The sequence below is a fragment of the Microbacterium sp. C23T genome (genome assembly GCF_053345975.1).
This window is the reverse complement of record NZ_JBKFBD010000014.1, coordinates 39,842-60,560: the sequence shown is the minus strand read 5'-3', so window position 1 is coordinate 60,560 and position 20,719 is coordinate 39,842. Positions and strand designations below refer to the sequence as shown.

General features: G+C 69.7%; 19 protein-coding genes. 7 read left to right on the top strand and 12 right to left on the bottom strand.

Annotation, left to right across the window (positions count from 1 at the left end):
- Positions 1-24 precede the first annotated feature (24 nt).
- From ACLBXX_RS09655 to ACLBXX_RS09645, 3 genes are read right to left on the bottom strand one after another with little or no spacing between them, the layout of a single operon-like run.
- Positions 25-1,665: a DNA repair helicase XPB gene (locus ACLBXX_RS09655; protein WP_387147048.1), complete on the bottom strand. Its 1,641-nt coding sequence runs from the start codon at positions 1,663-1,665 to the stop codon at positions 25-27.
- Between the two features lie 45 nt (positions 1,666-1,710).
- Positions 1,711-3,438 carry a helicase-associated domain-containing protein gene (locus tag ACLBXX_RS09650; protein ID WP_447657853.1) on the bottom strand — a complete coding sequence of 576 codons (1,728 nt, stop codon included), beginning with the start codon at positions 3,436-3,438 and terminating at the stop codon, positions 1,711-1,713.
- Positions 3,439-3,443: 5 nt separating this feature from the next.
- Positions 3,444-3,707, bottom strand: a complete 264-nt coding sequence (locus ACLBXX_RS09645; RefSeq protein WP_310243592.1) for a multidrug ABC transporter ATPase — start codon at positions 3,705-3,707, stop codon at positions 3,444-3,446.
- 195 nt (positions 3,708-3,902) lie between these two features.
- Here ACLBXX_RS09645 and ACLBXX_RS09640 point away from each other — a divergent pair, with 195 nt between their 5' ends.
- Entirely contained in the window at positions 3,903-4,286 is a 384-nt protein-coding gene (locus tag ACLBXX_RS09640) for a cold-shock protein (protein ID WP_056369550.1), read from the top strand.
- Positions 4,270-5,391 carry a DUF3027 domain-containing protein gene (locus ACLBXX_RS09635; protein ID WP_447657852.1) on the top strand — a complete coding sequence of 374 codons (1,122 nt, stop codon included), beginning with the start codon at positions 4,270-4,272 and terminating at the stop codon, positions 5,389-5,391. The genes ACLBXX_RS09640 and ACLBXX_RS09635 overlap by 17 nt, the downstream gene beginning before the upstream one ends.
- A gap of 73 nt (positions 5,392-5,464) precedes the next feature.
- Here the strand turns inward: ACLBXX_RS09635 and ACLBXX_RS09630 are convergent, their stop codons facing one another.
- The 6 genes from ACLBXX_RS09630 to ACLBXX_RS09605 form a co-directional block, all read right to left on the bottom strand.
- Positions 5,465-7,807 carry an exo-beta-d-1,3/1,6-glucosidase gene (locus ACLBXX_RS09630; RefSeq protein WP_447657851.1) on the bottom strand — a complete coding sequence of 781 codons (2,343 nt, stop codon included), beginning with the start codon at positions 7,805-7,807 and terminating at the stop codon, positions 5,465-5,467.
- Entirely contained in the window at positions 7,804-8,856 is a 1,053-nt protein-coding gene (locus ACLBXX_RS09625; protein WP_447657850.1) for an ABC transporter permease, read from the bottom strand. The genes ACLBXX_RS09630 and ACLBXX_RS09625 overlap by 4 nt, the downstream gene beginning before the upstream one ends.
- A gap of 2 nt (positions 8,857-8,858) precedes the next feature.
- On the bottom strand, positions 8,859-9,938 hold the full coding sequence (locus tag ACLBXX_RS09620) for an ABC transporter permease (RefSeq protein WP_375872522.1): 1,080 nt from the start codon (positions 9,936-9,938) through the stop codon (positions 8,859-8,861).
- Positions 9,935-10,744, bottom strand: a complete 810-nt coding sequence (locus ACLBXX_RS09615) for an ABC transporter ATP-binding protein (RefSeq protein ID WP_447657849.1) — start codon at positions 10,742-10,744, stop codon at positions 9,935-9,937. The genes ACLBXX_RS09620 and ACLBXX_RS09615 overlap by 4 nt, the downstream gene beginning before the upstream one ends.
- Complete coding sequence (locus tag ACLBXX_RS09610) at positions 10,741-11,565, bottom strand: ABC transporter ATP-binding protein (protein WP_447657848.1); 825 nt, start codon at positions 11,563-11,565, stop codon at positions 10,741-10,743. The genes ACLBXX_RS09615 and ACLBXX_RS09610 overlap by 4 nt, the downstream gene beginning before the upstream one ends.
- A gap of 74 nt (positions 11,566-11,639) precedes the next feature.
- Positions 11,640-13,292, bottom strand: a complete 1,653-nt coding sequence (locus ACLBXX_RS09605) for an ABC transporter substrate-binding protein (protein ID WP_447657847.1) — start codon at positions 13,290-13,292, stop codon at positions 11,640-11,642.
- 201 nt (positions 13,293-13,493) lie between these two features.
- Here ACLBXX_RS09605 and ACLBXX_RS09600 point away from each other — a divergent pair, with 201 nt between their 5' ends.
- Entirely contained in the window at positions 13,494-14,168 is a 675-nt protein-coding gene (locus ACLBXX_RS09600; protein WP_447657846.1) for a TetR/AcrR family transcriptional regulator, read from the top strand.
- Here the strand turns inward: ACLBXX_RS09600 and serC are convergent.
- Positions 14,144-15,259: a phosphoserine transaminase gene (gene serC, locus ACLBXX_RS09595; protein WP_447657845.1), complete on the bottom strand. Its 1,116-nt coding sequence runs from the start codon at positions 15,257-15,259 to the stop codon at positions 14,144-14,146. The genes ACLBXX_RS09600 and serC overlap by 25 nt on opposite strands.
- Before the next feature lie 1,111 nt (positions 15,260-16,370).
- Between serC and ACLBXX_RS09590 the strand changes: the two genes are divergently transcribed.
- The 4 genes from ACLBXX_RS09590 to ACLBXX_RS09575 all read left to right on the top strand — a co-directional run bounded on the left by ACLBXX_RS09590 (position 16,371) and on the right by ACLBXX_RS09575 (position 19,664).
- On the top strand, positions 16,371-16,619 hold the full coding sequence (locus ACLBXX_RS09590) for an endonuclease domain-containing protein (protein ID WP_447657893.1): 249 nt from the start codon (positions 16,371-16,373) through the stop codon (positions 16,617-16,619).
- A 247-nt stretch (positions 16,620-16,866) separates the two neighbouring features.
- Entirely contained in the window at positions 16,867-17,568 is a 702-nt protein-coding gene (locus ACLBXX_RS09585; protein ID WP_056369572.1) for a metal-dependent transcriptional regulator, read from the top strand.
- A gap of 400 nt (positions 17,569-17,968) precedes the next feature.
- A complete protein-coding gene (locus tag ACLBXX_RS09580) occupies positions 17,969-18,802 on the top strand; it encodes a M23 family metallopeptidase (protein WP_447657844.1) in 834 nt (277 codons plus the stop codon).
- A 364-nt stretch (positions 18,803-19,166) separates the two neighbouring features.
- Positions 19,167-19,664 carry an HNH endonuclease gene (locus tag ACLBXX_RS09575; RefSeq protein WP_045298202.1) on the top strand — a complete coding sequence of 166 codons (498 nt, stop codon included), beginning with the start codon at positions 19,167-19,169 and terminating at the stop codon, positions 19,662-19,664.
- Between the two features lie 12 nt (positions 19,665-19,676).
- Here the strand turns inward: ACLBXX_RS09575 and ACLBXX_RS09570 are convergent, their stop codons facing one another.
- Entirely contained in the window at positions 19,677-20,078 is a 402-nt protein-coding gene (locus tag ACLBXX_RS09570) for a hypothetical protein (protein ID WP_447657843.1), read from the bottom strand.
- Positions 20,079-20,179: 101 nt separating this feature from the next.
- Positions 20,180-20,704 (bottom strand): MarR family winged helix-turn-helix transcriptional regulator, encoded by a 525-nt coding sequence (locus ACLBXX_RS09565; protein WP_447657842.1) that lies wholly within the window; start codon positions 20,702-20,704, stop codon positions 20,180-20,182.
- Positions 20,705-20,719: the final 15 nt, after the last annotated feature.

Sequence of the window (20,719 nt, the reverse complement as noted above, 5' to 3'; positions counted from 1 at the left end):
CGCCGGGCTCTCCCCGTGTGCGGCTCAGGCCGCGAGCGAGTGCGCGTCGAGGATCGTGTACGCGTAGCCCTGCTCGGCGAGGAAGCGCTGGCGGTTCTGCGCGAAGTCCTGGTCGACGGTGTCGCGCGCGATGAGCGTGTAGAAGCTCGCGGTGTGGTTCGACTGCTTCGGCCGCAGCAGGCGTCCGAGGCGCTGGGCCTCCTCCTGGCGCGAGCCGAATGAGCCCGACACCTGGATGGCGACGGATGCCTCGGGCAGATCGATCGAGAAGTTCGCGACCTTCGACACCACCAGCACGGAGATCTCGCCGACGCGGAACGCCTGGTACAGCTCTTCGCGCTCGTCGATCGGGGTCTGTCCCGTGATCTTCGGAGCGTTGAGCGCTTCGGCGAGGACGTCGATCTGGTCGAGGTACTGGCCGATGATCAGGATGCGCTCGCCCTCGTGGCGCGCGACGAGGTCGCGGACGACCCCGATCTTCGCGGGTGCGGTCGCGGCCAGGCGGTAGCGCTCGTCGTCGGCCGCCGCCGCGTACTCGAGGCGGTCGCCGGCGGGCAGGTCGACGCGCACCTCGTAGCAGACGGCGGGCGAGATGAAGCCCTGCGCCTCGATCTCCTTCCACGGAGCGTCGAACCGCTTGGGGCCGATCAGGCTGAACACGTCGCCCTCGCGGCCGTCCTCGCGCACGAGGGTGGCGGTGAGGCCGAGGCGGCGCCGCGCCTGCAGGTCGGCCGTCAGCTTGAAGACGGGCGCAGGGAGGAGGTGGACCTCGTCGTACACGATGAGGCCCCAGTCGAGGGCGTCCAGCAGGGCGAGGTGGGCGTACTGTCCCTTCCGCTTCGCGGTGAGGATCTGGTACGTCGCGATGGTGACCGGCTTGATCTCCTTGGTCTGGCCCGAGTACTCGCCGATCTCCTCGGGCGTGAGCGACGTGCGCTTGAGGAGCTCGTCGCGCCACTGACGGGCGCTCACCGTGTTGGTCACGAGGATCAAGGTCGTGGTCTTCGTGTCGGCCATCGCCGCCGCGCCCACGAGTGTCTTTCCTGCGCCGCAGGGGAGCACGACGACGCCGGATCCGCCCTGCGTGAAGATGTCGACGGCCTGTCGCTGGTACGGCCGCAGGTGCCAGCCGTCCTCCGCGAGATCGATCGGGTGCGGCGTCCCCGGCGTGTATCCGGCGAGGTCCTCGGCGGGCCAGCCGATCTTCAGCAGCTCCTGCTTGATCTGGCCGCGCGCCCACGCGTCGATGACGTACGAGTCGGGGGAGGGGTGCCCGAGCAGCAGCGGCTGGATGCGCTTGTTCTTCGACACCTCGGCGAGGACCGCGGCATCCGTGGATCGAAGGATCAGCTCGCCGTCCTCGTTCCGCTCGATGACGAGGCGGCCGTACCGGCCCACGGTCTCGGCGATGTCGATCGACACCGACGGGGGCACGGGGAAGCGCGACCAGCGGTCGAGGGTCGCCAGCATGTCCTCGGCGTCGTGGCCGGCGGCGCGTGCGTTCCACAACCCGAGCCGCGTGATGCGGTACGTGTGGATGTGCTCGGGGGCACGCTCGAGCTCGGCGAAGATCGCGAGTTCGTGCCGCGCGCTCTCGGCATCGGGGTGCGCGACCTCGAGGAGCACGGTGCGGTCGCTCTGGACGATGAGGGGGCCGTCAGCCATAACGGACCAGTCTACCGTCGCGGACGGCGGGTGGATGCTGCGGGCTCAGGCCGCGTGGACGCTCACGATGCTCGACACGGGGAGAGTCCGTTCGATGTCGGCGGCGCGGTCGCGGCCCCGGAGGCGCCCGCCGCCGAGGCCGGCCGCCTCCAGGGTGAAGGAGCGCTCGGAGCCGTCGGGCATGCGCACGACCACGACGATCTCGGCGCGGGCGCGCACCGCCTGCTCCAGCTCGCGTTCGAGCCAGCCGGACTCGCCCTGCGTGCCGTGCCCGCCGCGGAGGGTGGCGATGAGGCGCGCGTACGTCTCCTGCGCAGTCCCGGCCGGCTTGGATGCGGTCGCGGTGGTGCGCCGGTGGATCGACTCGGGAACCCCGCGGGCGTCGAGCGCGACGACGGGGTAGCGGGCATCGGCGAGGGTCCAGTACACCGCGTCGCGCGCCACACGGGACGAGAGTGCGTCGTCGCCCTCGAGCACGAGCAGACCCAGGGGCCGCAGCGCCTGGTCGACCGTGATCGCGTCGAGCAGGCCCGCGTCGGGGCTCTCGACGCGGGTGCGCCCGGTGGCGCCGTCGGCGCGCACGCGCACCAGGCCGTGCCGGCTCGCCGTGCTCTCGATGAGGTAGGCCAGCGGCTGCGGGATGCCGGTGAGCGACAGGCCCGCGAGGAAGTCGCGCATCGACTCGGCCGTCTCTCCCTCGGTCATGCCCGCGCCGATCGACTCCGCGGTGAAGCGGTACGTCGACGCCTGCGCACGCGACTCCCGCAGCGCGATCGACCGCAGGCGCAGATCGAGGGCGGGCGCGAGAGGACCCGGCGCGATCGCGGTGAGGTCGGCCTGCAGGTAGACCCGGTCGATCTCGGTGGGAAGGTACGGCGCCATGGTGGCGGCATCCGCTCGCTCTCCCGCCCGAAGGGCAGCCGTCCAGGGGAACTCGGCAGGGGAGCGGTCCGACGTGAACAGCCCCCATCGCACGCCGATGCGGTGCAGCCGCTCAGCCCGGGCGGGCCACTCGGGGTCGAGCGGGTACATGCCGGGCCATGCGTCCGGTGTCAGGAAGCCGTGCGACGAGGTGCGCAGCCCCTGAGGAAGGCTCGTGCGGAGGCCCTCGGCGATCGCCTCCCAGCGATCCGCGGTCGGCGCCTTCAGCCAGCGCTCGCCGGCGTCGGTGACGGTCCACTCGCGTTCAAACGCCGTCGCAAGGCCCGCACCTGCCGCCGAGGCGAGCAGATCTTCGAGGTCGTCCGCGAACTCGAGGGCGCCGGCATCCAGCAGCCGGCGCCGGTCCACGGCGCTCACCGGTCCCGCGCCGGTGCGCGCGAGCGGCGTGTGCGAGCACAGGAGGAGGACGTCGGCGAGCGAGCCCGCGGTGGTGAACGCGCGCTCCGCGGCGGCTGCGGCGACGCGCGCGTCGGCGGCGACCGGCGCGACCGGCGCCGGTGCGGCGGTGAAGGCGTGCGGCGCGGCGGCGGCTGCCGCCGCCACGCGTTCCGAGACGGCCGTGTACGGCGAGCCGTCGGCATCGGTGAGGGCGAGCCGCGCGGGTTCGCCGTCGACGCCGGCTTCGCTGAGGTCGAGGGCGAGAAGGTCGTGGCGGTCGAGGCGGGTCAGTGCCCGGTCGACGGACGCGGGGTCGAGGAGGCCCTCGGCGGCGTCGAAGAAGTCGTGCCAGGCCGCCTGCGGCGAGACCCCGCGCGCAGCGAGCGTCGTGGCGAGCGCGGCGTCACCGAGCTCGGCGAGCCGCGTCGCAAGGGCGCGCGCGTCGGAGGCCAACCGGGTCAGCCCCCTCGGTTCGCCCGGGCCCTCCGCACGAAGCTCATGATGAGGACTGCGAGCAGCAGCGCGAACGCGACGATGGGGGCGATGTACACCAGCACGCCGACGATCGGCCAGATGCCTGTACTCATGTCGGCCCCGGAGGCCGACGCGATCATGATCGCGAAGAAGCTCACGATCGAGAGCACGAGCAGGCCCAGCGACATGAAGGCCAGGACGCGGTCGATGCGGCGGACGGGGACGTCGCCGGAGGGGTTCGTGCTCATCCGCACCAGCCTACTCGCTGACGTCCGCACCTCGGTGCGGAGGGGCGCCCCGAGATCGCGCCGGATGGATGCTTCACCGTGGGGTCTCGGCGGACGCCATGCCGTTAGGCTGGGAGGTGGGGTTGTACGACCCCGCTTTCGTCATGCTCTTTATCGCCCGCGACACGTCGCGGGCGCCGATCCAGCGAGGTTTCGATGCCCACCGGCAAGGTCAGGTTCTACGACGAGGAGAAGGGGTTCGGCTTCATCTCCTCCGAAGACGGTCAGGACGTCTTCCTGCACGCCACTGCCCTTCCGCCCGGCACGCCCGCGCCCAAGGCGGGGACCCGCCTCGAGTACGGCATCGCCGACGGCAAGCGCGGTCCGCAGGCCCTGTCCGTGCGCGTCCTCGAGGCTCCGGTGAGCCTCGCCAAGCGCTCACGCAAGCCCGCCGACGACATGGCGATCATCATCGAGGATCTCGTGAAGCTCCTGGACGGCATCGGCGGAGACCTCCGCCACGGCCGCTACCCGAGCGGTGCGCACGCCAAGAAGGTCGCCGCGGTCCTGCGCAAGGTCGCCGATGAACTCGACGCCTGACCAGACCGACCCCGCCGTCGACGTCGTCATCGACGCCGACCCGGCTTCGGACGAAGCGGTGACGGATGCCGCACCCGCCGTGGCGGAAGAAGCACCGGCCGTCGAGGTCGAGGTGACGGAGGTCGAAGCGGCGGTCGACGCTGCGGAGACGGCTGAGGTCGTCGAGGTGGTCGAGGTCGCAGTGGTCGAGGTCGAGGTCGAGGCGGAGGCCATCGGCGGTGCGCCGGCCGACGGCGCCGACGACGCTTCGGAGACCGCTGAGGTCGTCGAGGTTGTCGAGGTCGTCGTGCCCGTCGACCCCGACCCGCAGCTGCTGGCCGCGCACGACCTGGCGCTCGCAGCGCTCCGCGAGATCACGCCCGAGGCCACGATCGGCGACCCCGCGGGCTACCGCGTCGAAGCCGACGGCGTCGTCTCGCTGCGCTTCGCGAATCGCCTCGCGGGCTACCCCGGCTGGTTCTGGACCGTCAGCCTCGCGCGTGTGGACGACGCCGATCCCACCGTGCTCGAGGTCGAGCTGCTCCCCGGCGACGGCGCGCTGCTCGCTCCGGACTGGGTGCCGTGGGCCGTGCGCCTCGCCGACTACCACGCCGCCCAGGCCGCGCTCGCGGAGGCCGCTCACGCGGACGACGACGAGGACGACGACCACGAGGACGACGACCACGAGGAGCTCGAAGACGTCGACGACCTCGACGCGTCCGACTTCGACGAGGACGGCTCGCCCATCCTCCACGCCGGCGACGTCGACGGTGTCGACATCGACGAGCTCGCCGATGCCTCGGCCGAAGACGAGCACGACGAGTCGGATGACGACGACGAGTCGGACGACGACTTCGACGATGATGACTCGGACGACGACGGCTCGGGCGACGACGACTTCGACGACGAGTCGGACGACGATGACGACTTCGACGAAGACGGCTTCGACGAGGACGAGGACGATTCCGACGAGGACGAGGACGATTCCGACGAGGACGACGATTCCGACGAGGACGACGATTCCGACGAGGACGACGACTCCGACGAGGACGACGATTCCGACGAGGACGACGATTCCGACGAGGACGACGACTCCGACGAGGACTTCGACCCCGAAGGCGCCTGACCTCGTCCGGATACGACGAAAGGGTGGATTCCCGCCGCCCGCAGCGCGGGGGAATCCACCCTTTCGCGTTCCCTCAGCGCCGCTCGACCACGTTCGCGGGGGCGGCCGTCGACGGCGCTGACGCGTCGGCGACGTGGAAGCGGGCACTGAGAAGCACATCGTCGCGGGACGAGGGCCCCACGAGCAGCTCGAACTCGCCGGCTTCGACGAGGCGGCGGCCCGCAGCATCCACGATCGTGCACTCCGCGACGGGGAGCGACAGCTCCACCGTCGCCGTCTCGCCCGGCTGCAGGTCGACGTGGCGGTAGGCCTTGAGCTCCTTGTCGGCCCAGCTGACCGAGGTCACGCTGTCGCGCACGTACACCTGCACGATCTCGTGCGCGGGCCGGTCGCCGGTGTTGTGCAGTTCGACCAGGGCGCGCACCGTGTCGTCGCTGCCCAGAGCGGTCTCGACGACGCGCAGCCCCGAGTACTCGACCGTCGTGTACGACAGGCCCTCGCCGAACGCGAAGGCGGGACTCTGCGTGAGGTCGGCGTAGCGGTCGCCGTGCTGGCCGCGGATCTGGTTGTAGTAGATCGGCAGCTGGCCCGCGTGGCGCGCGAACGACAGCGGCAGACGTCCGCTCGGCTCGATCAGTCCGAGCAGCAGCTCGGCCACGGCCTGGCCCCCGCGCATGCCGGGGTTCGCCGCCCACACCAGCGCGGCAGCATCCATCACCGTCTTCGGGAGCACGTGCGGCTTCGAAGCCAGCAGCACCACCACCAGCGGGGTGCCGGTCGCCGCCAGCGCCTCGAGCAGCGCGAGCTGCCCGCCGACGAGCTCGAGAGTCGCCGTCGAGCGGCCCTCGCCCACCAGCTCGATGCGGTCGCCGACGACGGCGACGACGTAGTCCGCGCCCTCGGCGGCTGCCACCGCTTCGGCGATGAGGTCCGCGTCGGGTGCGCTCGGCACGACCACCTGGGGTCGGGGCTGACCGTCGGGGAAGAACGCGCCCTCGGGGTCCTCCTCGAGCGTGAGGATGTCGGCGCCGCGGGCGTGCGTGATCTCCCAGTCCGCAGGGGCGTGTGCGCGCAGCCCATCGAGCACCGTCGAGATCATCTCGCGCGGGTGGCCGTCGGGGATCCAGTCGACCTGCCCCGACGAGCCGGCCCAGTCGCCCAGCTGCGTCTGCGCGTCGTCGGCGAGCGGACCGACCACCGCGATACGACGGGAACCGGATGCTGCGGGGAGCGCCCGTCCGGAGTCGTCGGCGCGGAGCCCGCCGGCGAGCGGGAGCGTGCCGTCGTTGGCGAGCACCACCAGCGAGCGACGCGCGACCTCGAGGTTGAGCGCCGTGTGGCCGGCGGAGCCGACCGCGGTGGCGATGCGCTCGTGGTCGGGCAGGCGCGGGTCCTCGAACAGGCCGAACTCGAACTTCAGCAGCAGGATGCGCGCGACGGCGCGGTCGAGGGCCTCCTCGGTCATGAGTCCCTGCGCGAGTGCGTCCTGGGCGCCCTGGAAGAAGCCGGGCGTCGTCATGATCATGTCGTTGCCCGCCAGCACTGCAGCCGCGGCGGCGTGGGCGTAGTCGGGCTGCACCTTCTGCTCCCACACCATGCGTCCGACGTTGTCCCAGTCGGTGATGAGGGTGCCGGTGTAGCCCCACTCGCCGCGCAGCACGTCGTTCAGCAGCCAGTCGTTGACCGTGATCGGCACGCCGTCGGTGGTCTGGTAGCCGAGCATGAAGGTGCGGCATCCCTCCTTCGCCACCCGCTCGAACGGGGGCAGGAACCACGAGCGCAGCTTGCGGCGCGAGATGTCGGCCTCGCTCGCGTCGCGGCCGCCCTGCGTCTCGGAGTACCCGGCGAAGTGCTTCGCCGTCGCCAGGATCGCAGTGGGGTCGTCGAGGCCGCCGCCCTGGTAGCCGCGCACCATCGCCGAGGCGAGTTCGCCGATGAGGAACGGGTCCTCGCCGAAAGTCTCGTCGACGCGGCCCCAGCGGAGGTCGCGCGTGATGCACAGCACCGGCGAGAACGTCCAGTGGATGCCGGTGGCCGAGACCTCGACGGCGGTCGCACGCGCGACGCGCTCGGCGAGATCGGCATCCCACGTCGCGGCCATCCCCAGCTGAGTCGGGTAGATCGTGGCGCCCTCCCAGAAGGAGTGGCCGTGGATGCAGTCCTCGCCGACGAGCAGCGGGATCTGGAGGCGGGTCTGCAGGGTCAGCTCGCGGGCGCGGAGCACCTTCTCGGGCGACGCGTGCAGGATCGAGCCCGCGTGCATGCGCACGACCTGGTCCTCGAGGTCGTCGCGCGCATCGAGCTGCAGCATCTGGCCGATCTTCTCCTCGACCGTCATGCGGCCGAGGAGATCTGCAATGCGATCGGCGACCGGGAGCGAGATGTCGAGGTAGTCCGGAATGGTCGCGGTGGTCACGCGTCCTCCTGCGTCTTCAGGTCGGTGCGCACGGCGGTGACGGTGTCGTTCACGTTCATGCCCTTCTTCTTCATGGCGCGGGCGCGCTCACCGGCGGACCGCAGGCGCGGGTTGACGTACTCGTCGATGCCGAAGTTGATCAGCGAGAGCGCCACGCCGATCGCGGCGATGCACAGGCCCGGGGGCAGGAACCACCACCACTGGCCCTGGCGGAACGCGCCCTGCGCGCTCGCCCAGTTGAGGATCGTGCCCCAGTTGTAGGTCGTGACCGGGATGATGCCGATGTACGACAGCGTCGTGAGGCCGATGATCGCCGCGGTCACGGTGCCGACGAAGCTTGCGGCGATGAGTGCCATCAGGTTCGGGAGCATCTCGACCGTGATGATCCGCCGCAGCGGTTCGCCGTTGGCCCGGGCGGCCTGCACGAAGTCGCGGCTGCGCAGCGACATCGTCTGGGCGCGCAGCACGCGCGCACCCCACGCCCACCCGATGAGCCCCAGCACTCCCGCGATGAGGATGAGGGGCGGATCCTCGAACATCGACGCCACGATGATGATCAGCGGGATGCCGGGGATCACGAGGAAGACGTTCGTGAGAGCCGACAGACCCTCGCTGCGCCACCCGCGGAGGTAGCCCGACAGCACGCCCACGATGATCGCGATGACTGTGGCGATGATCGCCGCGAGGAATCCCACGACGATGACGCCCCGCGTGCCGTGGATCACCTGGCTCAGAACGTCCTCGCCGATGTGCGTGGTGCCGAGCCAGTGCTCCGCCGACGGCGGCTGGAAGCGTGCCGTGTTGTCGACCTTCGTGGGGGAGTAGGGGGCCAGCACGTCGGCGAAGATCGCGACGAGCACGAAGAAGCCGAGGATCGACAGTCCCGTGATGGACTTCTTATTGCGGAACATCGCGAACGCGGCGCCCAGCTTCGACCAGAAGCCGGGCTTCTTGGGCGCCTTGCCGGCAGGGGCTGCGCTGCGCACGGTGGCGGTCGCAGGCGTGTTCGCCGGGCGCTGTGCCGTCGTGTCGTTGACGATCGTGTTCATGCTCAGGCCTCCGTCTGGCGCGTGCGCGGGTCGAGGAATGCGTAGGCGACGTCCGCGAGGAGGTTCGCCAGGAGCACGGAGATCGTGATCACGAGGAACACCCCCTGCATGAGGGCGTAGTCCTTGGCGTTGGTGGCGTCGAGCAGGAGCTTGCCGACGCCGGGGTAGCTGAACACCACCTCCATCACGATCGTGCCGCCGACGATGAAGCCGAGGGCCAGCGCGAAGCTCTGGATCTGGGGGAGCACGGCGTTGCGCGCCGCGTAGCGCCAGAGCACCCGGTCGTTCGGCATGCCCTTGGCCTGCGCGACGGTGACGTAGTCCTCGTCGAGCACCGTGAGCATCATGTTGCGCATGCCCAGCATCCAGCCGCCGAGCGAGGCGATGACGATCGTCGCCGCGGGGAGGAAGCCGTGGTGGATCACGTCGCCGATGAACTCCCACGACCACTCCGGCGCCACGCCGACGCCGTAGGCCTTGCCGATCGGGAACCACCCGAGCGCGACCGAGAAGATCGAGATCGCCAGCAGGCCCAGCCAGAAGTAGGGGATGGTGCTGAAGAAGGTGGTGATCGGGATCAGGACGTCGAGCCGGCTGCCGCGGCGCCAGCCGACGATCGCGCCGCCGATGGTGCCGACCGCGAACGCGATGAGCGTCGCGAAGCCGACGAGGGCGACGGTCCAGATCAGGGACTGGCCGACCACCTCGGTCACCGGCCGCATGCCGTGCAGCAGTGAGATGCCGAGGTCGCCGCGCAGGAGGTGCGCCCAGTAGTCGACGTACTGCTGCCACAGGGAGGCGTCGGTGTCGAGCCCGAGCAGAGCGCGCAGCGCGTCGGCCGCCTCAGGAGTGACGTTGCGGTTGCGCGCGAGATACGCGGTCACCGCGTCGCCCTTCATCAGGCGCGGCAGGAAGAAGTTGATCGTGATGGCCGCCCACAGCGTGAACAGGTAGAACAGGGCGCGGTTGCCGAGGAACCGCCAGGGGATGCGCGCGCGGCCCTTGACCGCGCCGGTCGCGCTCGTGCCCGCCTCGATCGCGTCGAAGTCCGGGGCCGGGAGCTGGGGGGCGACGGCGCTCACTTCTCACCTCCGAGGATGCCGGCTGCGTGCGCGAAGTAGGTGTCGGGATCGGGGGACGCCGCGCGCAGCTCTTGGGTGTAGGGGTTCTGGGGGTTGAGGATCACGTCGTCGGCGGGACCCCGCTCGACGACGCGCCCCTGGTTGAGCACGAGGATCTCGTCGCTGAAGTGGCGTGCGGTGGCGAGGTCGTGCGTGATGTAGAGCACGCCCAGACCGTGTTCGCGCTGCAGGTCGGCCAGCAGGTTGAGCACGCCGAGGCGGATCGACACGTCGAGCATCGAGACCGGCTCGTCGGCTACGAGCAGCTGCGGGCGGGATGCCAGCGCGCGGGCGATCGCGACGCGCTGACGCTGCCCGCCGGACAGCTCGTGCGGCCGGCGGTCGATGACGGCGTCGGCATCGAGACGCACCCGGCCGAGGAGACGGCGCACCTCGTCGTCGAGCTGATCCTTCGGCACGACCTTGTCGAGCTCGAGCGGCCGCTGGATGGCGTACCGGATGGTGTGGTACGGGTTGAGCGACGCGAACGGATCCTGGAAGACCATGCGCAGCTGCTGGCGATAGGCGCGCAGGCCTTTGCCACGGCGGGGGATCGGCTGGCCGTCGAGGCGCACCTCGCCGCTGGTCGGCGTCTCGAGCTGGGTGAGGATCTTGGCGATGGTCGACTTGCCGCTGCCGGACTGGCCGACGAGGCCGATGGTCTGGCCTGAACGGAGCGTGAAGCTCACGTCGTCGAGGGCCTTCATCTGGCCGGCACCGCGCACGGAGTAGACCTTGGTGACGGCGTCGAATTCGAGGACGGTCATCGGTGGACCACCCCTCTCTCTCCGGTGAGTCTGGGGAACGAGGCCAGGAGCGTCCGGGTGTACTCGTCCTTCGGATCGGTCCAGACCCGCTCGGCGGTGTCGAGCTCGACGATCTCCCCTTCGCGCATGATCGCGATGCGGTCGCTGATCTCGAGCAGCAGCGGGAGGTCATGGGTGATGAAGATGACCGAGAAGCCGAACTCGTGGCGCAGGTGGGAGATCTGCCGCAGGATCTCGCGCTGCACGAGCACGTCGAGTGCGGTCGTGGGCTCGTCCATCACCATCAGCTGCGGGCGGAGGGCGAGTGCCATGGCGATCATGACGCGCTGGCGCATGCCGCCCGACAGCTCGTGCGGGTACGAGCGGTAGCGCTGCGCGCCGACCTTGACGATCTCGAGGAGCTCGACGACCTCGGCGCGCCGCTGCGAGCGCGTGAGGTCCGGGCGGTGCACCTCGAAGACGTCTTCGAGCTGGGAACCGATGGTGGCGACCGGGTTGAGCGAGTTCATCGCGCCCTGGAAGACCATCGAGATCTTGTCCCAGCGGAAGCGGCGCATCTCCTCGGCCTCGAGGCCGTTGATGTCGATGTCCTCGCCGCTCGCGTCGTGGAACACGACGGATCCGCTCGTGATCACGGCCGGGGGCTTGAGAAGGCGCTGGACGCCGTAGGCGAGGGTGGTCTTGCCGCACCCGCTCTCGCCGGCGAGTCCGAGGATCTCACCGCGCTGGAGGTCGAGGGTGACGTTCTTGACCGCCCGCACGGGGGGATCGACGTCGTAGACGATCGAGAAGTCGTGGACGGAGAGCAGCGGATCGCTCATCGGTGCTGGTTCGCTTTCGTGAGGGCGACGTGGCGGCGGGGCGGATGCGTGCGCATCCGCCCCGCCGCGGTGTGTCATTCGGCGGGCTGCAGCTTGGTCAGGATCTGCACGATCGCCGGCTGCGTCGGGTCCGCCGAGGCGTACTGGTCGTCCGCCGACGGCCATCCGACGTAGTTGCGGGTGTTGAACTCGCCCAGGAGCGGGTGCGCACCCAGCGGGATGACGGGCACGTTCTCGACGAACGCCTTCTCGATCACCGCGATGGCGGCCTCACGGTCGGCGTCGGACGACGCGTTCGCGTAGGTGTTCAGCGCCGCGGTGACCTCGGGGTCGTCGAAGCGTCCGAAGTTGAAGGCCGCCTTGCCGTCGACGATCCACTTCGGGTCCATCGCCGACGTGTACAGGCCGTACGCGTTGCCGGTGTCTTCGAGCCAGTGGATGATCGCCTGGAAGGTGCCCTCCTGGCGTGCGGCATCCCAGCCGCCCCAGTCCGGCTGGTCGACCTTGACGTCGATGCCGAGGCCTTCCTTGAGCTCCTCGGCGAGGAGTGCCTGCTCGGTGTTCCAGTCGCTCCAGCCCGCGGGGACCGAGATCGAGAACGTGACGTCCTCGCCGTCGGGGTCGACGAGGGTCTCGCCGTCCCACGTGTAGCCGGCGTCGGTCAGGATCTGGCGAGCCTTGTCGATGTCGACCTCGTAGTTCTGGCCGGCGTACTCGGGCACGATCTCGTCCTCGAGCAGCGTGCCGAGACCGGTCACGCTCCAGATCGCCTCGCTCGCGCCCTCACGCGCGATGTCGACGTACGCCTGGCGGTCGATCGTCCACGCCAGCGCCTGACGGAGTGCCGGGTCGTTGAACGGCTTGGTCTGCAGGTTCATGAACAGCGTGCCCGCGCCCGCCGTGGGCGACACGAGGAACTTGTTGTCGGGATCGGCCGACAGGTAGCTGTCCTCGATCTGCGGGATGAACGCCTGTGCCCAGTCGGCCTCGCCCGTGGCGAGGGCGGTCGTCAGGGCCGCGTTGTCGCCGTACGAGACGTAGTGCAGCTCGGGCACGGACAGCTCGCCGCCCCAATACTCGGGGTTCGCGGCGAGGGTGACCGACTCGGTCGTCCACGAGTCGAGCACGTAGGGGCCGGTGCCGACGGCCTGGCCCTCACCGGTCACGGGGTCGGTGTTCGGGTCCTTGATGTCCTTCCAGATGTGCTCGGGCACGATCTGGAAGTGGAGCACGCGCGCCTGCTGCGTGTACTTGGAGCTGTTGAAGTCGATGGTGACGGTGTCGCCGTCGACGGTGACGCTCTTGAGGTCGAGCGCGTTGGTGTCGTTGAGCTTGCCGTCCAGCACCTGGTTGAACGAGAACGCGATGTCGTCGGCCGTGAAGTCCTCGCCGTCGCTCCACTTCACGCCGCTGCGCGCGACGGCGGTGAGCTGCGTGTAGTCGTCGTTCCACTCCACGGACTCCGCGAGCCAGGGGGTGGTTCCCAGGTCGCCGGTCGGGTTCACGAGGGCGAGCGACTCGAAGATGACCTTGCCGTAGCCGTACTTCGAGGCCGACGAGTCGCCGAGGTAGGGGTTGTTCGACTCCGTGGTGATGGCGCCGTCGGGCTTCGCGATGGTGAGCGCCGCTCCGGCGGAGTCGGCGTCGTTGCCGCCGCCGCCCGCGCAGCCGGTGAGCACCAGCGCCGCGGCGACACCGACGGCGGCGAGGGATGTTCTGAGCCTCATTGCTTCTCCTAGATATGTGCACGACATCGTGTATCCCGGGGGGATGACGACGGCGTCAGGGTGATTGCCGGATCAACTTACAATCAAGTAAGTAACTTTGCAAGTAAGGTGTTCCGGTGCGTGGCGGGCAGGTCGTGCGTAGACTCACAGGCGCCGGCGAAGACCTATCCGATCCGCCGACGAAGAAGGGGGCGTCGACCGATGACGGCACAGCGTCGGCAGCCGCGTTCGCGGCCAGAGACACTCGCCCGCAGGCGCGACATCCTCGACGCCGCGGTCGAGATCTTCGGCAGCAAAGGGTTCGCGGGGGGCACGCTGCAGGAGATCGCCGACCAGGTCGGCATGACCCACGCGGGGATCCTGCATCACTTCGGGTCGAAGGACCAGCTGCTCATCGAAGTCCTCCAGCACCGCGACGAGACCGACGTGGCCGATTTGGAGGAACAGCACATCCCCGACGGGATGCCGCTGTTCCGTCACCTCGTTCGCACGGCCTTCGTCAACGAGCACCGTGCGGGGATCGTCCAGGCGTACGCGGTGCTCTCAGCGGAGTCCGTGACCGACGACCACCCGGGCCGCGCCTTCTTCGAGAAGCGCTACCGGACGCTGCGGTCCGAGGTCGCCCACGCGTTCGAGGTCGTGTGCGCCGAACGCGGCATCACTGCCCCCGACACCATCGCCGACGCGTCGACGAGCATCCTCGCCGTCATGGACGGCCTGCAGGTGCAGTGGCTGCTCGACCCGACCGCCGTGGAACTCGCGCGCGCGTCGGAGTTCGCCATCGAGGCGATCGTGTCGGCCGTGCTGTCGCCGACCCCGTCACTGCTGGCGGACGGGGCCGACGAACAGGCTCAGCCCAGTCGCTCGACCGTGTAGTCGATGCAGCGGATGAGCTGACGCACGTCGTCCGGGTCGATCGACACGAACGTCGCGATGCGCAGCTGATTGCGTCCGAGCTTGCGATACGGCTCGGTGTCGACGATGCCGTTGGCGCGGAGGCTCTTCGCCACGGCCGCAGCATCCACTGACTCGTCGAAGTCGATCGTGACGACCACGGGGGAGCGGTCGGCCGCGTCGGCGACGAAGGGCGTCGCGAACTCGGATGCCTCGGCCCAGTCGTAGAGCGCCTGCGACGACTCGCGCGTGCGGGCGTCGGCCCACTGCAGGCCGCCCGAGGAGAGGATCCAGTCGAGCTGCTTGTCGAGGAGGAACAGCGTCGACAGCGCCGGGGTGTTCAGGGTCTGGTTGAGACGCGAGTTGTCGAGCGCGTTCTTGAGGCTCAGGAACTCGGGGATGTAGCGGCCCGATGCCGCGATGCGCTCGATGCGCTCGATGGCGGCCGGCGACACGAGGGCGAACCACAGTCCGCCGTCCGAGCCGAGGTTCTTCTGCGGCGCGAAGTAGTAGACGTCGGCCTCGTGCACCGAGAAGTCGATCCCGCCGGCGGCGCTGGTCGCGTCGATGACGGTCAGCGCGCCCTCATCGCCGTGAACGCGGCGGACCTGAGTGGCGACGCCGGTCGAGGTCTCGTTGTGCGGCCACGCGTACACATCGACACCGTCGACGGCCTCGGCGACGGTGCTCGTGCCCGCGTCGACCGTGCGGACGTCGGGGGCCTCGAGCCACGGGGTCTTCGCGGCAGCGGCGAACTTGCCGCCGAACTCGCCGAACACCAGGTTCTGGCTGCGCTTCTCGATGAGGCCAAAGGCTGCGGCATCCCAGAACGCCGTCGACCCTCCGTTGCCGAGAATGACCTCATACCCCTGCGGCAGGCGGAACAGCTGGCTCAGCTCGGCGCGCACCTGGCCGACGAGGTCCTTGACCGGGGCCTGGCGGTGCGAGGTGCCCAGGAGCGCCGAGCCCGGGCCCGCGAGCGCTTCGATGTGCGCGGGCGCGATCTTCGACGGGCCGCAGCCGAAGCGTCCGTCGGTGGGCAGGATCTCACGGGGCAGGAGGACGTGTGCCATGCGTCGATTCTAGAGAGGCCCGCACCGCCGCCCCGCCCGCGTGACACCTCGTGACGCCCCGGCTTGCTCACGTCGCAGCATCCGTCCTCCTTTCTTCGACAGGTCAACCGGGCTTGCGCAGGAGGCGATCCGGGGATCGGCTCCTGCAGAACCCCGGTTGACCTGTCGAGCCGGGTGGTGACCACGGCGAGACCAGCGTGGGGGCGTGCGGCTACGGCTGCTGACAACCCTGCGGCGGGGGCGCTGGTGCGCAGCATCCGTTCTCCTCTTCGACAGGTCAACCGGGCATGCGCAGGAGGCGATCCGGGGATCGGCTCCTGCAGGACCCCGGTTGACCTGTCGAGCCGGGTGACCACGGCGAGACAGAGGCTTGCGCAGGACGCGATGCAGGGATCGGCTCCTGCATAACCCCGGTGGACCTGTCGAGGCTCCTCCCCAGGGGAGGGGACGGATGCTGCGCACGCGAGTTGTTCTGATCGTGCCCAGTACGGCGGCGTGGGGCGTGGGGGAGCCGTGAGCATGCAGGGATGGCGGATCTCATGGTGGAGCTGCAGGTACGTGGCGGTGTCGCGCTCAGAGCGGCGCTCATGAAGGCAGGGGTCAGCGGCTACACGATCGAGTGCGCGATGGCGGCTGGCCTCATCACCAGGCCGCGGCGGGGATGGGTGGCGATTCCGGACGCTGATCCCCACCTCATGGCGGCGGCGCGGGCCGGCGTGGTGCTCACGTGCATCACGCGGGCGAAGCGCTTAGGGCTGTGGGTCCTCGCCGAGGACGGCCCGCACGTCGGTGCGCCACCGAGCGCGTCGAGGCTGAAGCTGCAGAACCAGAAGGCGACCGTGCACTGGGCTCGGCCGGTCGAGCCGCGCGCACCGGGAACGCTGGAGGACAGCATCCTGAACACGCTGCTCATCGTCGCGCGGTGTCAGCCGCATGAGAGGGCGCTCGCCGTGTGGGAGTCCGCGCTCAACCTTCAACTCGTCGACAAGGCCGAACTCGCCCGCCTGCCTTTGACGGAATCCGTTCGAGGACTCCTCGAGGAGGCGACCCCTTCGCGGACTCGGGGCTGGAGACGATCTTCCGCACGCGGCTGCGTTGGCTCCGGCTTCCCATCCGATCGCAGATCTGGATTCACGGGCATCGGGCGGACTTCCTCATCGGCGACCGGCTGGTCGTGCAGATCGACGGTGGGCACCACGTCGGGTTGCAGCGCGCCGAGGACGTCGCCCACGACGCGGCGCTCATGCTGCTCGGTCACCACGTCATCCGGGTGACCTACGTGCAGGTGATCGAGCGCTGGCCCGACGTGCAGGACCTGATCATGCGCGCGGTGGCGCAGGGCCTGCACCGCGCTTCCTGAGGCTGTGCAGGGAGGTCGTGTGGCAGCATCCGCCCACTCCGACAGGTCAACCGGGCTTCCACAGGGCGCGGGCGCGCCCTCGGCTCATGCAGAACCCCGGTTGACCTGTCGAGCTGCTTCTCGGCGGGGGAGGGACGGACGGATGCTGCTGCCCCAGGCCGCGCGGCGGACGCGGGCCGGCAGGCCTCGGCGTCGGGAGCAGAGGATAGGCTGTCCTCAGCCCCTTGAGACACCTGAGGACACCGCGATGACCGATCTGATCGACACCACTGAGATGTACCTGCGCACGATCCTCGAACTCGAGGAGGAGAACATCGTGCCACTTCGGGCGCGCATCTCGGAGCGCCTCGGGCACTCGGGCCCGACGGTGTCGCAGACGATCGGCCGCATGGAGCGCGACGGACTCGTCGTCGTCTCCGAGGACCGCACCCTCGAGCTCACCGACGCGGGGCGGCAGAAGGCCGTCGACGTCATGCGCAAGCACCGGCTCGCAGAGCGCCTGCTGTCCGATGTCATCGGCCTGGACTGGGCGTACGTGCACGAAGAGGCCTGCCGCTGGGAGCACGTCATGAGCGAGCAGGTCGAGCGTCGCCTCGTCGAGCTGCTGGGCCACCCCACCGAGTCCCCGTACGGCAACCCGATCCCCGGTCTCGACCAGCTCGGCGACGTGCCGACGAACGGGTTCGAGCAGGGCGTCGTGGGTCTCGTGCGCCGCCTCAACGACGCGGGCGAGCCCATCACCGGTACCGTCCGCCGGCTCGCCGAGCCCGCACAGGTCGACCCCGAGCTGCTGCAGCAGCTGAAGGGCGCCGGCGTCGTGCCGGGCGCCGTCGGCGACTACCGCTACAACGAGGGCTACGTGCTCGTGCAGATGCAGGGCAGTGACGAGGGTCTGGAGCTCCCGGTCGAGATCGCGTCGCACATCTTCCTCGTCGACGACGTCCGCTGAGGTCGGCGCGTTCCACTGAATGGGACGATCCTGACCGTGTTCACGCGCGTCGAGGGCTGCTCAGCCACGCCGGATGCCGCATTCCGCGGGCGTCGATGACGCACTGTGCGGAGATTGCCAGGCGTGGAGCGTGACATAAACGTGACCTTCGGGTAGCCTCGAACAGTCCACCAGGCGAGAAGCCCGCCGACAGGACCCCGCGTGGATTGCCTCACCGGCTCGTCGTCCACATGTGGTGAAGCCCGCACGTCGTGCCCCGACATCGAGTGCTGACGAGCCAGGCGCCCCGGCGCAGAGGCGCCGGAGGACCAGTTTGGCTGAAGAGATCGAGTCGCACGCGAACGTGCCCGAGCATGCCGCGGCGGACCAGAACCGTCGTGCGCGCAATCGGAAAACCCCCGTGCGACGCTCACGCGCCGTCGCGCCCGCGAAGCCGACCGCGGCCCGGACGGATGCCCGTCCCGCCGCGTCGTCGTCCAAGAAGGGTCGCGTGGTCAAGCCGCTGCGAAGCCTCGTGGTCCTGACGATGGTGGGCGGTCTCGTCGCCACGGTCGCGATCCCGGCATTCGCCGCCGGCGCCACCGCGGTGGCCGAGGATTCCAAGACGATCCAGCAGATGGCCGTCGACAACGCGCAGACGTTCGTCGCCGCCTCCGACGCGAACGCCAGTGAGCTGTCGCGCGAGAGCTACGCGGCCACCACCGCGGAAGAGATCGAGAAGAAGAAGGCCGAAGAGGCCGCCGCCGAGCGTGCGCGCCAGGTCGCCGCCGCTGCCGCCTCTGCGGCGAAGTCGCGCGGCACCACGGTCCCCACGAACATCGCCCTCACGTCGCCGGGCACCGGCGAGGTGCGCTGGCCCCTCCTCAACTTCACCAAGGGCCGCGGCCTCTGGGATTCGGGCTACCACCAGGGCGTCGACCTCCTGACGTCGTGCGGTACCCCCATCTACGCGGCGGCGGCCGGCGTGGTCAAGGTCTCGCAGGAGAGCTACGGCGGCTACGGCGTCGGCATCTCGATCGACCACGTCATCGGCGGCCAGCAGGTCAACACGCTCTACGGCCACATGACGTACGGCAGCCGGCAGGTCTCGGTCGGGCAGAGCGTCTCGGCGGGCCAGCTCATCGGCCTCGTCGGCAGCACCGGCAGCTCGACCGCGTGCCACCTGCACTTCGAGGTCCACATCAACGGCTCGGTCGTCGACCCGTGGGCATGGCTGCAGGCCAACGCGGGCTGATCACAGACCTTCTGCAATCACATCGGAGAACGGATGCCTCGGGCCGAGGCATCCGTTCTCTTCTTCGTTACCCGACACGCCATCAGCCGTTCAGTCCCCGCGCGCCCCGGGCGTGTCGCGGTGGGTTACCCTGGGACTCGACGCTGAGAGAGCGGAGGGAGCCGATGGGCTGCACACCACGCATCCGAACCATGGATGCGCTTGGACGCCTCGTCCTTCGGCATTGCACGAGCGAATGCCGCGGCATTGCCGTGGCGCCAGGGCGCTGTCTGTAGACAGCGCCTTTTTTCATGCCCCTGCGCCCTTGATCGTCGCGCAAGTCGAATAACCGAGAAGCCGTCCCGGCCATTCGAGAGGATGATCAATGCGCACTCTGGTGCTGAATGCGGGCTATGAGCCCCTCGCGGTCGTGTCGTTCAAGCGGGCACTCGTGCTCGTCATGAACGAGAAGGCCACCGTGGTGGAACACACCGAGACCGATCCGGTGTGGGGCACCCGACGATCGTACGAACGACCTGCCGTGATCATCCTCACCCGCTACGTGCGGGTGCCGGGTGGTCGCCACGTGCCGGTGACCCGTCGGGGTGTGCTCCGTCGCGACAACCACCACTGCGCGTACTGCGGAAAGGCGGCGTCGACGATCGACCACGTTCTGCCGCGCTCGCGCGGCGGCGCGGACTCGTGGGAGAACCTCGTCGCGTGCTGCCTGCGCTGCAACAACATCAAGAGCGATCGGACGCCGCAGGAGATGCACTGGGAGCTGCGGTTCACGCCGCGCCCGCCCCGGGGTGCGCAGTGGACCGTCCGCGGCACCGAGCGCACCGATCCGCGGTGGGAGCCCTACCTCGCCCTCGCCGCGTGATCGCGCGCAGCGTCAGGAGAGCGTGAGGCCCGAGACCTCGAGGGCGAGCAGCGTCGCGCTCACGAACGCCAGCCCGGTGTAGACGAGGTCCTCGAACCAGTCGAACAGGCCCGGTTCGCGCGCCGGCATCATCTTCGGGTTGTAGTAGAAGATCGACACCAGGATCACGAGCACGGAGAAGACGAGCCCGATCCAGGCGGCGAACGGCACGCCCAGGAAGAGCAGTACGATCACGACGGTGGCGAGCACGTACAGCCACAGCCCCTGGAGGAAGGCTCGCATCGAGTCGTATCGCGACACACCCGCTCTGGCGGTCGCCCGCCAGAACTCGTAGATGAGCGACAGCGCGAACGACACGATCAGCACCCACGCCGACACGGATTCGAGCAGGCTCGGGTGAACGGCACCGTCCATGGGCTGGCTCCTCGCAGGTCTCGTGGTGCGAGCCCACGGTCGGCCTCACGCTAGCGGGTCGGAGGCCGTGACGGGAAGATGCGTTCGCCGACGCTGTGGCGTCAGCCCTCGTCGAGGACGCGCAGCCAGCGGGTGAGGATCGGCTCGAGGGCCGCAGCATCCGTCGTCCCGAGCTCGTCGAGGATGCGGCGCTCGTTCGCGAGGTGCGCGGCGATGGCGCGATCGATGAGGTCCCGCCCCTCGGGAGTGAGTCGCACCAGGCGCTTGCGGGCATCGGATGCCTCGACCCGCCGCTCGACGAGCCCGCGGGCTTCGAGGCGGTCGACGCGCTTGGTGAGGCCGCCCGTGGTGACGAGGGTGTGGTCGGCGAGCTCGCCCGCCGCGCGCTCGAACGGCGCACCGGCGCGGCGGAGCGTGGCCAGCACGTCGAACTCGCCCTCGCTGAGTCCGAACTCCCCGTAGACCGCGACGAGGCGCTCCGTGAGCTCGAGCGCGACGAGGTGCAGGCGCCCGATCACGCCCTGCGGCGACGGGTCGAGGTCAGGGCGCTCGCGGCGCCACTCCTGCTGGATCTCACCGACGCGGTCGAGTGGTTCGTCGTGCAGGGAGCGGTCGTCGGCGGCCATGCGACCCATCTTATC